This window comes from Bradyrhizobium sp. USDA 223 (assembly GCF_044909005.1).
In the GTDB taxonomy this organism is placed as follows: Bacteria; Pseudomonadota; Alphaproteobacteria; order Rhizobiales; family Xanthobacteraceae; genus Bradyrhizobium; species Bradyrhizobium yuanmingense.
Genome location: NZ_JBIYDR010000001.1, coordinates 3,786,718 through 3,800,315, shown reverse-complemented (window position 1 = coordinate 3,800,315; position 13,598 = coordinate 3,786,718). Strand labels below are relative to the sequence as shown.

The 13,598-nt window shown below is 66.2% G+C and carries 13 protein-coding genes; 3 read left to right on the top strand and 10 right to left on the bottom strand.

Translation table 11 applies throughout. From position 1 onward, the window contains the following. Window positions 1-1,710 (top strand): S8 family serine peptidase, encoded by a 1,710-nt coding sequence (locus ABIA40_RS17585; RefSeq protein ID WP_271545251.1) that lies wholly within the window; start codon window positions 1-3, stop codon window positions 1,708-1,710. 576 nt (window positions 1,711-2,286) lie between these two features. After that, a complete protein-coding gene (locus ABIA40_RS17580) occupies window positions 2,287-3,018 on the top strand; it encodes a TIGR03809 family protein (protein WP_271545663.1) in 732 nt (243 codons plus the stop codon). Here ABIA40_RS17580 and ABIA40_RS17575 read toward each other — a convergent pair. The 6 genes from ABIA40_RS17575 to ABIA40_RS17550 form a co-directional block, all read right to left on the bottom strand. Continuing rightward, window positions 3,015-4,385, bottom strand: coding sequence for a TIGR03808 family TAT-translocated repetitive protein (locus ABIA40_RS17575; RefSeq protein WP_271545250.1), 1,371 nt, complete (start codon window positions 4,383-4,385; stop codon window positions 3,015-3,017). The two genes, ABIA40_RS17580 and ABIA40_RS17575, sit on opposite strands and share 4 nt — an antisense overlap. A 202-nt stretch (window positions 4,386-4,587) precedes the next feature. Beyond that, a complete protein-coding gene (locus ABIA40_RS17570) occupies window positions 4,588-5,244 on the bottom strand; it encodes a pyroglutamyl-peptidase I (protein WP_271545249.1) in 657 nt (218 codons plus the stop codon). Continuing rightward, window positions 5,241-6,230 (bottom strand): methylmalonyl Co-A mutase-associated GTPase MeaB, encoded by a 990-nt coding sequence (meaB, locus tag ABIA40_RS17565; protein WP_271545248.1) that lies wholly within the window; start codon window positions 6,228-6,230, stop codon window positions 5,241-5,243. Before meaB ends, ABIA40_RS17570 begins: the two co-directional genes overlap by 4 nt. Before the next feature lie 52 nt (window positions 6,231-6,282). Further along, window positions 6,283-7,794, bottom strand: a complete 1,512-nt coding sequence (locus ABIA40_RS17560) for a tripartite tricarboxylate transporter permease (protein ID WP_057027170.1) — start codon at window positions 7,792-7,794, stop codon at window positions 6,283-6,285. 3 nt (window positions 7,795-7,797) lie between these two features. Continuing rightward, window positions 7,798-8,289, bottom strand: coding sequence for a tripartite tricarboxylate transporter TctB family protein (locus ABIA40_RS17555; RefSeq protein ID WP_157281456.1), 492 nt, complete (start codon window positions 8,287-8,289; stop codon window positions 7,798-7,800). Between the two features lie 140 nt (window positions 8,290-8,429). Next, window positions 8,430-9,422: a tripartite tricarboxylate transporter substrate binding protein gene (locus tag ABIA40_RS17550; protein WP_128262639.1), complete on the bottom strand. Its 993-nt coding sequence runs from the start codon at window positions 9,420-9,422 to the stop codon at window positions 8,430-8,432. A 111-nt stretch (window positions 9,423-9,533) separates the two neighbouring features. Between ABIA40_RS17550 and ABIA40_RS17545 the strand changes: the two genes are divergently transcribed. Continuing rightward, a complete protein-coding gene (locus ABIA40_RS17545; protein ID WP_404542409.1) occupies window positions 9,534-10,118 on the top strand; it encodes an SRPBCC family protein in 585 nt (194 codons plus the stop codon). A gap of 7 nt (window positions 10,119-10,125) precedes the next feature. On the opposite strand, the gene ABIA40_RS17540 is transcribed toward ABIA40_RS17545, so the two are convergent. Genes ABIA40_RS17540 through ABIA40_RS17525 form a run of 4 tightly spaced genes read right to left on the bottom strand, consistent with a single transcriptional unit; the run spans window position 10,126 to window position 13,598 of the window. After that, the gene (locus ABIA40_RS17540; protein WP_404546272.1) at window positions 10,126-10,896 is read right to left on the bottom strand and encodes a DUF3298 domain-containing protein; all 771 of its coding nucleotides are present in this window, start codon (window positions 10,894-10,896) and stop codon (window positions 10,126-10,128) included. A 31-nt stretch (window positions 10,897-10,927) separates the two neighbouring features. Continuing rightward, on the bottom strand, window positions 10,928-11,224 hold the full coding sequence (locus ABIA40_RS17535) for a nucleotidyltransferase family protein (RefSeq protein WP_109144401.1): 297 nt from the start codon (window positions 11,222-11,224) through the stop codon (window positions 10,928-10,930). 35 nt (window positions 11,225-11,259) lie between these two features. Beyond that, a complete protein-coding gene (gene scpA / locus ABIA40_RS17530; RefSeq protein ID WP_271545245.1) occupies window positions 11,260-13,416 on the bottom strand; it encodes a methylmalonyl-CoA mutase in 2,157 nt (718 codons plus the stop codon). Next, window positions 13,413-13,598 carry a hypothetical protein gene (locus tag ABIA40_RS17525; protein ID WP_157281468.1) on the bottom strand — a complete coding sequence of 62 codons (186 nt, stop codon included), beginning with the start codon at window positions 13,596-13,598 and terminating at the stop codon, window positions 13,413-13,415. The genes scpA and ABIA40_RS17525 overlap by 4 nt, the downstream gene beginning before the upstream one ends.

The window sequence follows — 13,598 nt, the reverse complement described above, 5'->3', positions numbered from 1 at the left end:
ATGACGGGCAAATCCGAGAGCAGGGTGCGCACTGGGGCCCGCGCTTCATCCGTCGGCGTTGCGCTTCTGGTCGCCTTCTGTTTTGGCGTGGAAGTTGCGCAGGCGCAGGCGATCATGCGCACGCCGACGATCAGCGTTCCCTCGCGCACGCCGACCGTCTCTCCAAACATCACCCCGCGGGTCAGCCCGAACATCGCTGCGCGCGCGGTGAGCGTTGGCCGCGGCCCGCGGACGATGGCGACTATTCCCACGACGTCGCGCATCCGGCCGACGACGCCGGTGCTGCCCTATGCACGTTACTCGCCGAACCTCTATCCGGCCTGCACCGCGCCCTATCGCAGCGGCGACGGCGAATGTCTGGCGCAGCCGAACGCGGGCGGCGAGGGCACTGGAAAATCCGGCAAGAAGAGCGCCGGCAAAGGGCGCGGGAACAACACGCCGGTGGCGCTGATCTCGCGCAGCTTCGCAGGCGAATTCGTCGCCGAGATCGACGGCGCGCTGTCGACGGCCGAGGCCGACGAGCTGGCGCGTCGCCACGGCCTGACCCGCCTCGCTTCCGAGAATTTCCCGCTGATCGGAGCCACGTTCGGCCTGTTCCGCATCGCCGACGGCCGGCCCTATGAGACCGTGCGGCGCGAATTCGCGGCCGACGGCAGCGTGCGCTCGCTGCAGCCGAACTTCCGCTACGTGCTCCAGGACCAGAAATCGTCGGCCGCCACCGAGGGCGATCCTGCGCAATACGCGCTGGCAAAGCTGCGCCTGCCTCAGGCGCATACGTTGGCGCACGGGGCCAACGTCACGATCGCCGTGATCGATTCCGGCATCGACGCCCGGCATCCCGAGCTCGCCAATTCCGTCGCCGACAATTTCGACGCGCTCGGCAGTGCCGAAGGGCCGCACGTCCATGGCACCGGCATCGCCGGGGCGATCGCGGCCCATGCCCGTCTGATGGGCAGCGCGCCCGAGGCCCGCATCATCGCCATCCGCGCCTTCGGCGGTGCCAATGGCGGTGCGGAGAGCTCGTCCTATATCATCCTGCGTTCCCTGAATTACGCCGCCGAGCACGGCGCGCAGATCGTCAACATGAGCTTTGCCGGCCCGAAGGACGCGGTGATCGAGCGCGCGATCGCGGCGACGGCCGCGCGTGGTCTCATCCTGATCGCCGCCGCCGGCAATGCCGGGGCGAAATCGCCGCCGCTCTATCCGGCGGCCAACCCCAACGTGATTGCGGTCAGCGCGACGGATCGGCAGGACAGGCTGTTCTCCGCCTCCAACCGCGGCAACTACATCGCCGTCGCGGCCCCCGGCGTCGACATCTTCCTGCCGGCACCCGACGGTAAATACCAGGTGACATCGGGAACCTCGTTCTCGGCCGCCTATGTCTCAGGCGTCGCGGCGCTGCTGCTCGAGCGCAACCACGCACTCAAGCCGGAAGCGCTGCGCATGACGCTGGTGAAGACCGCACGCGACCTCGGCTCGCCCGGGCGTGACGACCTCTTCGGCGACGGCCAGGCCGACGCGTTTGCCGCCGTCATGGCTGTTCCCGCCGATAGCACGACGCCGGTCGCTGCTGCCCCCGGTACAACAAAACGTGAAGATGCTCCGAAGCGTCGCGAGGAGCCCGGCGCACGCGCGATCGAGCAAACCTCGCTGTCGAGCGCGGAGGATAAACCCGCGGTTTCTCAGGCAGATAGGCCGCCGGCGCGATAGTCGCTGCGACAACTTTACGCTCACGCCAAAGGTTAAAAAATCAAGCCGCGCATTTGAACGTTCAGTCCGCTGCCACGACCAACTGATGTGGGAGCGGTCATCCCTCCCCATCAGTCATATCAGGCGCGAGCGCCCATCCACCCCAAGCGCCCATATGGCTCGACCCGTCCGGTTGTCCCCCCGGACGGGTCTCTTCTTTTCAGAGCGTTTTCGAGCGAAGTGGGTGCCGGTTCGCGTGAAGAAAACGCGTCAAGACAAGAATCTGGCGTCCGATTTTTCGAAGCTTCACATCCGTTCATCTTGCAGTTGAAGATCGCCGTGGCTTCGGTCGCCGCCGCGAGGGCGTCCCGCCGCAACTCCGTCATGCTTGTGCGAAGCTTGACTCGAAAACACGGAAAATCACCGCACGACTACGGTATTTGACGACGAGCGTTGCGTCGTTGCTGGACAAGTCAAAACTTTTCCACAAAATATTCTTGTCGCGTCTAAATTGATTCGTGTGCGTTGCGTCCCCCGCGTCCGTGTTTTCTCCTGACGGGCTGGTTCATGACACATCGCCAAGAGTCAATTCATGCCGTGGCCGTCGGCCGCGACATCGCAGCGCGCTGGTGCGCTCTCGCCGAGCAGCGCCTGCAACATCTCTCCGAGATGTTCGAGACCGGCCGCTGGCGCCGGTATCATTCCGAAATTGCCTTCCTTGAAAACATCCAGGAAGCCAAGCGCGCCGTCCAGACCTGGCGCGCGCTTGCGACCGGCGGCGATGTCGCCGAGGCGGCTGCGAGCGTGACGCCGGCATTCGGTTGGTCGCCGGCGACGATGCCTCGCATGGCGCCGCGCGAGCAGCAGGCGCAAACGATGCAGCCCAAGACCTTGCAGCCAAAGGCCGTTCACATCGCCCCCGAGACCACCACGCCGGTCAGGCTCGATCCGAAGCCCGACGTGCTCGCGGAGATCACCGAAGCCCCGATCGCGCCGCTTGCTATGCCCGTAGCTTGGCCGTCGTTCACCGCGCCTGCCGAGATGCCGCCGCTCAGGGCGCCCGCTGCGAAGGCACCGTTCACTGCGCCTGCCGTGAGATCGTCGCTCGCGGAGCCGGCCGCAACACGGCCATTCGCCGCGCCGGAAGTGAGGCCGCCCGTGCCCGCCGCGAAGCCGCCGAAGACCGCGCCCGCAGCGATGGCGGCGCTCCTGCCGCAGTTCGCCCCGCCCGCCGAGGAAATCGTCGCCGCCCCCGAGCGCGTCGTCGAATTCACTTTCAGCCTCGACGGCCTGGAAGCGAAGTACCCGCTGCTCCGGAACGCCTTCTAGCGCCGCACCGCATTGCCGCCGACCACCAGCTGCGCAAAACGTTGTGCGCCGTCGGCCGATAGATCCGACGTCACCGCGCGGGCGTGATCGAGGCCGACCACGGCGCCGCGCGGCGTTTCGGAGATCATGTTGTTGTTGACCAGCGCGGTGCCGGCACCCGGCACGACGGAGACGCCGACGCCGGCCAGCGCCTTGCGGATCACGTTGCCCGTGATCGCGACGTCGCGCAGATATTTGCCCCAGCCGGCGACGATGCCGTAGGACGGCGCGTTCTCGATCACGTTGCCGGTCACCGAAGAATCCGCCTCGATGTAGATGCCGACACCGGCATCGTCGTCGGGCGCGGTCCCGATCGGCCGCTTCGGGATCAGGTTGCGGATGATGTTGCCCTGGACCACTGCGATGCGGCCGCCCTCGTTGAAATTGCAGACCGAGACGCCGACGGCCGCGCCGTCCACAATGTTGTTGGCGATCACTGCAGCCTCGAATGCGAACTCGGAATAGAGCGCCACCTCGCGCACGTCGCTGACGCTGTTGCCACTGATGTGGATGTTCGAGGCCGAGTTGCCGCGCACCGCCGAATAGTCGCAGTTCCTGATGCGGTTGCCTCGCACGATCACGTTGCCGGCGCGAAAGGCGTTGATGGCATTGCCGAACTGGCCCGAGCCGCCGGGGCCGGCCTTGATGTTCTCGATGCGGTTGTCGGCGACCAGCGTGCCGTCATCCCCGATCGCGGTGCGCAGGATCTCGATCCCGTTGTCGTTGGTGCCGAGAATCGTGTTGCGGCAGACGCTGAGGCCCCTGGCGTCGAACGACACGACCGCCGTCACCGCGATGTCGTTGAAGATGTTTCCGGAGATGTCGCCCGCGACCTGCTCGAGCCAGATGCCGCTGCCGCCCGAGCTCGCGATAGCGCATTCGCTGATGCGCACGTCGCGCCCGCCGAGGACGTGGATCAGGCCGCGCCGTGGCGGCAGCGGGATGCCGCCGCCCTCGAAGGTGATGCCGGTGAGGCCGATCGCATCGGAGCCGTCGCTCTGGATCGCCGAGGCGCCGCCGGTGAAGACGAGCTTGGTCGCGCCGCGCACGCCGATCAGCTGCGCGCCGTTCGGCAGCCGCAACAGACCGGTCCGGTACACGCCGGGTGGCAAGGCGAGCGGCAATTGCGCCCGCGCGGCCTCGTCGATGGCACGCTGCAGCGCGCGGGTCTGGTCCTCGCTGCTGCCGGGCCGCACACCATATTGCGTGGCATCGCGGCCGAGCAGCGACGTCAGCGGCGCGGCGCGCGCGGCATCGGCCGGCATGGCCAGCGCACCGGCAATGCCGGCGGTCGAAGCCCCGATGAGATGACGGCGATTGAGGTTCATGACGCGTCCTCCGGCGGACGCGGGAGGTGTCCGCAGCGGTTTCGTAGCGCAGCAGGGCGAGGACCGTGAGGATTGTTCGCGGTAGGGTTAAATGTTTACGCAAAAGACGGTGCCGTAGGGTGGGCAAAGGCGCGCTTGCGCCGTGCCCACGACCTGTCCGAGGCAGTAACAGAAGACGTGGGCACGCTTCGCATTGCCCACCCTACGAGGCCGGCGTGTTCCGCGCCTTGCGCGCCAACTGCACCATCTCCATCAGCATCGCTTCCCCCGCATCCACCAGCTCCTCCAGCGTGATGCGGGCCGCGCCCTTGCGGCGCACGCCGCCGCTGCGTGCGAGCAGGGGAATGTGGATGAACGCCGCAAGCCTGGGTCCGCCCGCCTTCACGCGCTCGATCGCGCGCCAGCTCAAGTAGTTGCAGAGATAGGCGCCGGCGTCGCGCGAGGCACGCGCGTCGATGCCGGTGAGGCGCGCGGCGCGCAGCAGCCTTGCGGTGTGCGGGCCGAACATCATCGCGTCGGCATGGCCGGCGATGCCGCGCTTGGTCGAGCGGGTGTTGGCGGCGTCGGGCCAGAGCATGGTGACGGCGTTGCGCGCCCGCGTCTCGATACGCAGGTAAGGCGTGCGTGCGGCGAGGCCGAACATCAGCAGCGCGTCGGGCTTTTGCGCAGCGAGCACGTCGGGTAATTGCCGGTCGACCGCGGCATAGGTGACCGGAAAAATGTGGCTCGAGAGCGCGACATCGTCGAGCGCGGGCCGGCGCAATTGCGCCAGCCGCGCCACCAGCGGCTGGGTCGGATTGTAGGGCGCGCCGGGAAACGGACCGAAGCCGGTGAGAAGAATGCGGAGCTTGTCGCTCATTGCAGCAACTCCAGCATCTGCTCGGCGGCGAGCGCCGGCGTGAGGTGGCCATCGGCGACCTCGGCCTCGATCTTTCGGACCTTGCTCCGCACCGAGGCCTCGCTGCGCAGCCGTGCCAGCATGCGCTGCTCCAGCATCGACCACATCCACTTCACCTGCTGCTCGCGCCGCCGCGCGGCGAAATCGCCGGACGCGTTCATCGCCTTGCGGTGATCCAGAACCTTCTGCCAGATCTTTGCGATGCCGTCGCCGGTCAGCGCCGAATAGGTCTCGACCGGCGGATGCCAATGCTCGGACCGCGGCGCCAAGATATGCAGCGCGCCGCGATAATCGGCCGCGGTGATCTTGGCGCGCTTCAAATTGTCGCCGTCGGCCTTGTTGATCGCGATCATGTCGGCGAGCTCGACCAGGCCCTTCTTGATGCCCTGCAGCTCGTCGCCGCCGCCCGGCAGCATGAGGGCGAGGAAGAAGTCGGTCATGTCGCAGACGGCGGTCTCCGACTGGCCGATGCCGACGGTTTCCACCAGCACGACGCCGAAGCCGGCGGCCTCGCATAGCAACATCGCTTCGCGCGTCTTCGCCGCGACGCCGCCGAGCGTGCCCGAGGAGGGCGAGGGGCGGATGAAGGCGTCTCCAGACGCCGACAGCCGCGCCATCCGGGTTTTGTCGCCGAGAATCGAGCCGCCGCTGCGCGCCGAGGACGGATCGACCGCGAGCACCGCGACCTTGTGGCCCTGATCGATCAGATACGTACCCAGCGCATCGATCGTGGTGGATTTGCCGACGCCGGGCGAACCGGTAATGCCGACGCGAAACGCCTTGCCGGTGTCGGGCAGCAGCATCTGCACCAGCTCCCGCGCCAGTGCCTGGTGGTCGCTGCGCCGGCTCTCCACCAGCGTGATGGCCCGGGCGAGGGCCGCACGACTGCCGGCGCGTACGTCACGGGCGAGGGATTTGATGTCGAGCGAGGCCTTCTTCTCAGTCATGCCTCTGCTTTACAACGGCGAGGCGGGGCAGGCGAGGCCCGCCCGCCCGATATCACCGGGTCGTTGCCGCGGCGGTCTGCGGCTGTTTCACCTTGCGCCAGATCCACACCATGACCGGCCAGAGCAGCGCGCCGATCGCCATCGCGGCGAGGATGGCCGCGACCGGACGCTCGAAGAACGGCAGAATGCTGCCGTCCGACTTGATCAGCGAGGTGACGAAAGCCTGCTCCACCATGGTGCCCATGACGATGCCGAGCACCATGGCGGCGACGGGATAGCCGTTCGTCTCCATGACATAGCCGATCACGCCGAAAGCGGCGACGGTGACGACGCCGAACATGTTGTTGCCGATCGCGAACGAGCCGACCGCGCAGCACAGCATGATGATCGGCATGATGGCCGAGCGTGGTGCCAGCAGGATGTAGGTGGCGACGCGGATCATGGCGATGCCGAGCGGGATCATCAGGATATTCGCGATGATGAACATCAGATAGATCGCGTACATGCTCGACGCCTTCTCGGTGAACAGCGTCGGGCCGGGATTGAGCCCCTTCATGTAGAGCACGCCGATCGCAATCGCGGCGATGGTGTCGCCGGGGATGCCGAACAGCAGCGAAGGCACCCAGCCCGAGGCGATGCTGGCATTGTTGCTGGCGCCGGCCTCGACCAGGCCCTCGACATGGCCGGTGCCGAACTTTTCCGGCTCCTTGGAGAAGCGTTTCGACATCGCATAGGAGACCCAGGCGGCCATGTCGGCGCCGGCGCCGGGCAGCACACCGATGATGATGCCGACGATGTTCCCGCGCGTCATCTGCCAGCGATAGAGCTTGGTCAGCTTCCACTGGCCGGCCATGATGCTTCCGAATTTGCGCCGCGGCAGCGGCGGCGGCTCGGGCGTCAGCATCGCGCGCATCACCTGCGCCACCGCGAACACGCCGACGAGGGCCGGGATCGGCTCGATGCCGCCGAACAGGTCCGTAAGCCCAAAGGTGAAGCGCGGGACGCCGCCGGGATTCTCGATGCCGATGCAGGCGACGAGCAGGCCGATGAACATGCCGGCGATCGCCTTGACGGGCGAGGAACGCGCCACCAAGGTGGCGCACATCAGGCCGAGCAGCGCCAACCAGAAATATTCGAAGGTCGAGAACGACAACGCGATCTCGGCGAGCGGCGGCGCCAGGATCATCAGCGACAGCACGCCGGCGATGCCGCCGACCGCGGAGAACCAGACGCCGGCGCCTAGCGCGAGCTCGGCCTGGCCCTTGCGCGTCATGGCGTAGGCTTCATCCGCGTAAGCCGCGGATGCGGGCGTGCCCGGGATACGCAGCAGCGCGCCGGGAATGTCGCCGGAGAAGATCGCCATCGAGGACGCCGCCACGATGGTCGCGATCGCCGCGATCGGTGACAGATAGAAGGTGACGGGGACGAGCAGGGCGGTTGCCATCGTCGCCGACAGGCCCGGCAGCGAGCCGATTACCAGCCCATACACGGAGGCTGCGAACATGGAGATGATGACCTCCCAGGTGGAGATCAGCGCGAACGCATCAATCAGGGTCTTCAACATCGATCACCAGGGCGTCGGCAGCAGGCCAACCGGCAGCGGCACGCGGAGCAGCTTGCCGAAGATGAGATGAATGGCGAACGGCGAGAGCATCGCGAGCGGCAGCGCCAGCTTCAACTTCGCCCCGAGCGCGGTCGAGGTCACGTAGACCATGATCGCCGCGGTGATGATGAATCCGAGCCGGTCGGCGGCAAGAACGTAGAACAGCAGCAGCGCCGGCGGCAGCAGCGCGCGCAGGCCGTAGAGCTTGCCCTGCGGCGGCGGGGCAGCCGCCTGGCCGTCCTCGAACGGGACCAGCTCTTCCTCCTCCTCGAAGGAACGGCCGATCCCGAACACGATCGCGAGCCCGCACAGTGCAAGGCCGCAGCCGATCACCAGCGGAAATACATTGGGGCCGACCGGCTGCCCCGGCACCGGCGGCAGAATGTAGCCGCCATAGGCGGCAGCCGCGCCGAGCGCGACGAGAAACGATCCCGTGACGGAGTCGGGAAGACGCATAGGGGAGTCCTACAGGAGGTGCGCTCCCTCTCCCCGCTTGCGGGGAGAGGGTTGGGGTGAGGGGGAGTCTCCGCCGGGGAGGTGAGAGATGGACTCGCGGAGAGTTCCTCGCACCCCGATCAAGGCGTCGCAGGTGCGGATCACGCCTTGCTCAGGCCCGCGGCCTTCATCGCCTCGCCCATTTGGGCGTCGCCCTTGTCCATGAAGCCCGCGAAATGGGCCGCATCGCCCCACACGGTGCCGAAGCCGCGATTGCTCATGAAGTCCTTGAACTCGGCGGAGTCGTAGACCTTCTTCAGCGCGGCGGTGAGCTTGGTTGCGATCTCCGGCGGCAGATTTTTCGGCCCCGCAATGCCGCGCCAGGCGCCGGTTGCGTAGTCGATGCCCATGGCCTCCTTCAGCGTCGGCACGTCCTTGAACACCGGATTGCGCGCGGGCGCCATGATGGCAAGGCTCCTGGCCTTGCCGGCCTCGATGATGGCGCGCGCTTCCGGCACCGAGCAGGTGGTGAGATCGACACCGCCGGCCGCGAGATCCTGCATTGCGGGTGCCGCGCCGTTCGACGGCACCCAGGCGACCTGGTTGGCGGGCAGGCCCATCGCCTGCATCCAGCCGACCAGCGCCAGATGCCAGATGCCGCCCTGGCCGGTGCCGGAGGCCTTGAACTTCCCCGGAGGCGCCGCCTTGATCGCGTCGGCGAGCTCCTTGACCGTCTTGTAGGGCGAGGAGGAGGAGACCTGGATGCCGGGCGGATCCTCGTTCATCAGCGCCAGCGGCGTGTAGCTCTTCGGCGTCAGGTCGGTGAGGCCCTGCCAGTGCATCATCGAGATTTCGACGGTCAGCATGCCGATGGTGTAGCCGTCGGGCTGCGCGGTCGCGATCGCGCTATGGCCGACCACGCCGGAGCCGCCGGTGCGGTTGACCACGTTGAAGGGCTGGCCGAGGTCTTTCTCCAGCAGTGCTGCGACGATGCGCGCGGTGGCATCGGTGCCGCCGCCGGCGCCCCAGGGCACGATCACGGTGACCGGCCGGGCCGGATAGGCTTGCGCAAGTGCGGGCTTGAAGCCGAAAGCGGCGGAGGCCGCGATAGCGGCGGTGGAAGCCGCAAAGGTGCGGCGTGAAATCTTGGACATTGAATCCCTCCCAGCGGCGCCCGTGATGCCGGGCGCTCTTGTCAACTCGGGCATTCTAGTCGGCTTTGCGTCGCCGCCGCAAGGTAGCGCTACCAACCGGAAGGCCATGTTGTGCGAAAGCAGACGCCTCCTCGAACGGGCGGTCGGAAATCGGGTGGGTTTTGTCCGCGCGCCTGGCCAACCTCTGCGCGCAACGAAACCAAAGGCAAGCCACCGATGACCCAAGCCTATTACAGCGCCGTGCTGGACCACCCGCTCGACGACGTCTGGTCCCTGATCCGCGATTTCAACAACTACCCCGCTTATATCGACGGCGTGAGCGAGAGCGAGATCGAAGACAACAGGCGCGGCGATGAAGTCGGCGCCGTCAGGCGCTTCTGCTATCTCGGAAACTGGATCCGCCAGCGCCTGGTCGGTCACTCGGACGACCAGCACAGCCTGACCTATGCCGGTCTCGAAGCGATACCCTATCCGCAAGACGACGGCGGCCCGAGTCCGGCGCCGACGCGCTACCAAGGCACCATGCACCTGCGTCCGATCATCGAGGGCAACCGAACCTTCATCGAATGGTCGGTTGCGCTCGAAACTGAACCTGCGGACGCCGAGCGCTGGAAAGCGTTGTTTGCCTCCTGGATTCCCGATTGGACGGATTCCCTCGCGCGGACGCTGGCCCGAACCCGTCCGCGATCCCGTTAGCCTGAGCTCACGGCTCGTCCGCGTCGCCCTTGGGCCGCGCGCCGCCGAAGATGCGGGCGCCCTCGGCCGTGAGGTAAGGCCTCAGCGTCTCCCACGGCACGAAGGCGACATACTCGCCCTCGGCGTAGGGACCGACGGCATAGGGCGGATAGTGGAAGGTGAGGCCGGAGCTCTTGCCGGCCGCGGTGGAGGGCCCGAGCGTCACCGCGCCGATCTTGAGGAGGCGCGGCTCCACGGACTTGAACCACTCGTCGGTCGCGGTCTCTCCGGCGCCGCGCTTCTTTTTCTCGTCCTTGATCGAAGCGATGATGGCCTTCACCATCGCCTTCATAGTGGGGCCGCCATCGGCGGTCTCGGTGAAGAACGGGCGGATCGAGATGCGCTTGTTCGCGGCCTTGTCCCACAGGATTGTGTTCACGTCCGAGTTGGGATGCGCGCCGCCTGTGTTCATGTAGTCGTTGCGCAGGACGCTGACATACCGGTCGGCAACCACGGAGCGGATTTCATATTTGCGCTCGAACTCCCAGCCGCCCTCCTTGAAGAACTGCGGGTCCGCTTTGTGCGCGGCAGCGGCTTCCGCGCCATTCTTGTCGAGCCACTTCTTGCCCTCCGCGAGGCAGTCCGCCGCCAGCGCCGCATCCGCCTTGATCCTGTCGCCGAGGAAGACGCGCGCTTCGATGCTCTTGGTCTTGACGATCGTATCGGGTTTGGGATCGGCGGCGTGGGCGGAAAACGCACATGTTGCGCTCAGCGCCAGGGCGACGCTCAAACCGGCGATGAACTTCAAGGTTAGTGCTCCTGCGTGAGCGTCAGAATATTTCGACAATATCGTCCGCGATCCGCTCCGCAAAGCGGGGAGAAATGGAGCGGCGAACAGTTGCCTGTGCTTGCAAGCCAGTCGCATCCTCGATGATGTGCTCGACATCGATCAAGTTGAGCAGGGAAAACGAGGTGTCCGGCTCGATCTCGACGAGCACGTCGATATCGCTATCAGGCCGATAATCGTTGCCGGCTCGCGAGCCGAAGATGGCAAGCTTTGCTACGCCCTTGCCTCTGATGGCATCCGCGTTCTTGCGTATCGCAGCGACGATTTCGTCACGCGTCATGGACACACCTGGCCGTCACACGGCCAGTCTATCATCTACTCCGCCGCCTCGCTATGCCCCAGCCGGGCGTTCAGCTTGCGGATCAGCTCCTCGGCGGCGTCCGCGATCACCGTGCCGGGCGGGAAGATCGCCTCGGCGCCGGCGGCATAGAGCGCATCGTAATCCTGCGGCGGCACCACGCCGCCGACGATGATCATGATGTCGTCGCGGCCCTGCTTCTTCAGCGCGGCTTTCAGCTCCGGCACAGCGGTGAGGTGGGCGGCGGCCAGCGAGGAGACGCCGAGAATGTGCACGTCATTCTCGACCGCCTGCCGCGCGGCTTCGTCGGCGGTGGCAAACAGCGGCCCGATGTCGACGTCGAAGCCGATATCGGCGAACGCCGACGCGATCACCTTCTGGCCGCGGTCATGGCCGTCCTGGCCGATCTTGGCGACCAGGATGCGCGGGCGGCGGCCTTCGGCCTCCTCGAAGGCGTCGATCAGCGCCTGAACCTTCTCGACCTGGGTGCCCATGCTGGACGCCTCCCGCTTGTAGACGCCGGTGATGGATTTGATCTCGGCGCGGTGCCGGCCGAACACCTTCTCCATCGCGTCCGAGATCTCGCCGACGGTCGCCTTGGCGCGTGCCGCATCGATCGCGAGCGCCAGCAGATTGCCGTTGCCTTCGCCGGCCGAGCGCGTCAGCGCGGCGAGGGCGGCATCGACCTCCTGCTGGTTGCGCTCGGCCTTCAGCCGCTTGAGCTTGTCGATCTGAAGCCGGCGCACATTGGTGTTGTCGACCTTCAGGATCTCGATTTTGTCCTCGTCGGTTGGCTTGTACTTGTTGACGCCGATCACCGCCTGCTTGCCGGCATCGATACGTGCCTGCGTCTTGGCCGAGGCCTCCTCGATGCGCAGCTTCGGCACGCCGGCCTCGATCGCCTTCGCCATGCCGCCGAGCTCCTCCACCTCCTGGATGTGGCCCCAGGCCTTGGCGGCGAGGTCGCGCGTGAGCCGCTCGACATAATACGAGCCGCCCCAGGGATCGATGATGCGGGTGGTGCCGCTCTCCTGCTGCAGGAAGAGCTGGGTGTTGCGGGCGATGCGCGCCGAGAAATCGGTCGGCAACGCCAAGGCCTCGTCGAGCGCGTTGGTGTGCAGCGATTGGGTGTGGCCTTGCGTGGCCGCCATCGCTTCCACCGTAGTACGCATCACGTTGTTGAAGACGTCCTGCGCGGTCAGCGACCAGCCCGAGGTCTGGCTGTGCGTGCGCAGCGACAGCGAGCGCGGGTCTTTCGGATTGAACGGCTTGAGCAGCTTCGCCCAAAGCAGGCGCGCCGCGCGCAGCTTGGCAACCTCCATGAAGAAGTTCATGCCGATCGCCCAGAAGAACGACAGGCGCGGCGCGAAGCGGTCGACGTCGAGGCCTGCGGCAAGGCCGGCGCGCAAATATTCGACGCCGTCGGCCAGCGTATAGGCGAGCTCGAGATCCTGCGTCGCGCCGGCCTCCTGCATGTGATAGCCGGAGATCGAGATCGAATTGTACTTCGGCATCTTTTGAGAGGTGTACGCGAAGATATCAGAGATGATCCGCATCGAGGGCGCGGGTGGATAGATGTAGGTGTTGCGCACCATGAACTCTTTTAGAATGTCATTCTGAATGGTGCCCGACAGCTTCTCCGGCGGCACGCCCTGTTCCTCGGCAGCGGCGACATAGAGCGCGAGGATCGGCAGCACCGCGCCGTTCATGGTCATGGACACGCTCATCTGGTCGAGCGGAATCCCTGCAAACAGCGTGCGCATGTCGTAGATGGAATCGATGGCAACGCCGGCCATGCCGACATCGCCGCCGACGCGCGGATGATCCGAGTCATAGCCGCGGTGAGTGGCAAGGTCGAAGGCGACAGAGAGGCCCTTTTGCCCCGCCGCGAGATTGCGGCGATAGAACGCGTTGGAATCCTCCGCCGTGGAGAAGCCGGCATATTGCCTGACCGTCCAGGGCTGGTTGACGTACATGGTCGGGTAGGGGCCGCGCAGGTACGGCGCGATGCCCGGATAGGTCTCGAGAAAATCGAGCCCGGCCAGATCAGCCTCGCCATAAGCGGGCTTCACCAGAATGCCCTCCGGCGTCAGCCACGGTTCGGCGCTGCCGGCAGGGGTGGCAGTTGCAGCTCGCTCGAAAGCGACCTCGGCGAAATTGGGAATGCGGGTCATTCCTTGGAATCCTCAAACCTGCGATTGCGCTCGATCAGCTTTTGCACATTCTTCTTGTAAACGGGATCGTCCAGGCGGCTCTGAGTCACTCGGCCGGTCCCGTCCCAGAGCAGCCATGCGAGCAGCTTTTCAGTCTTCCATTCTGCCAGACCGAGCAACGCTTGTCCGAGCAGTTGAAACAT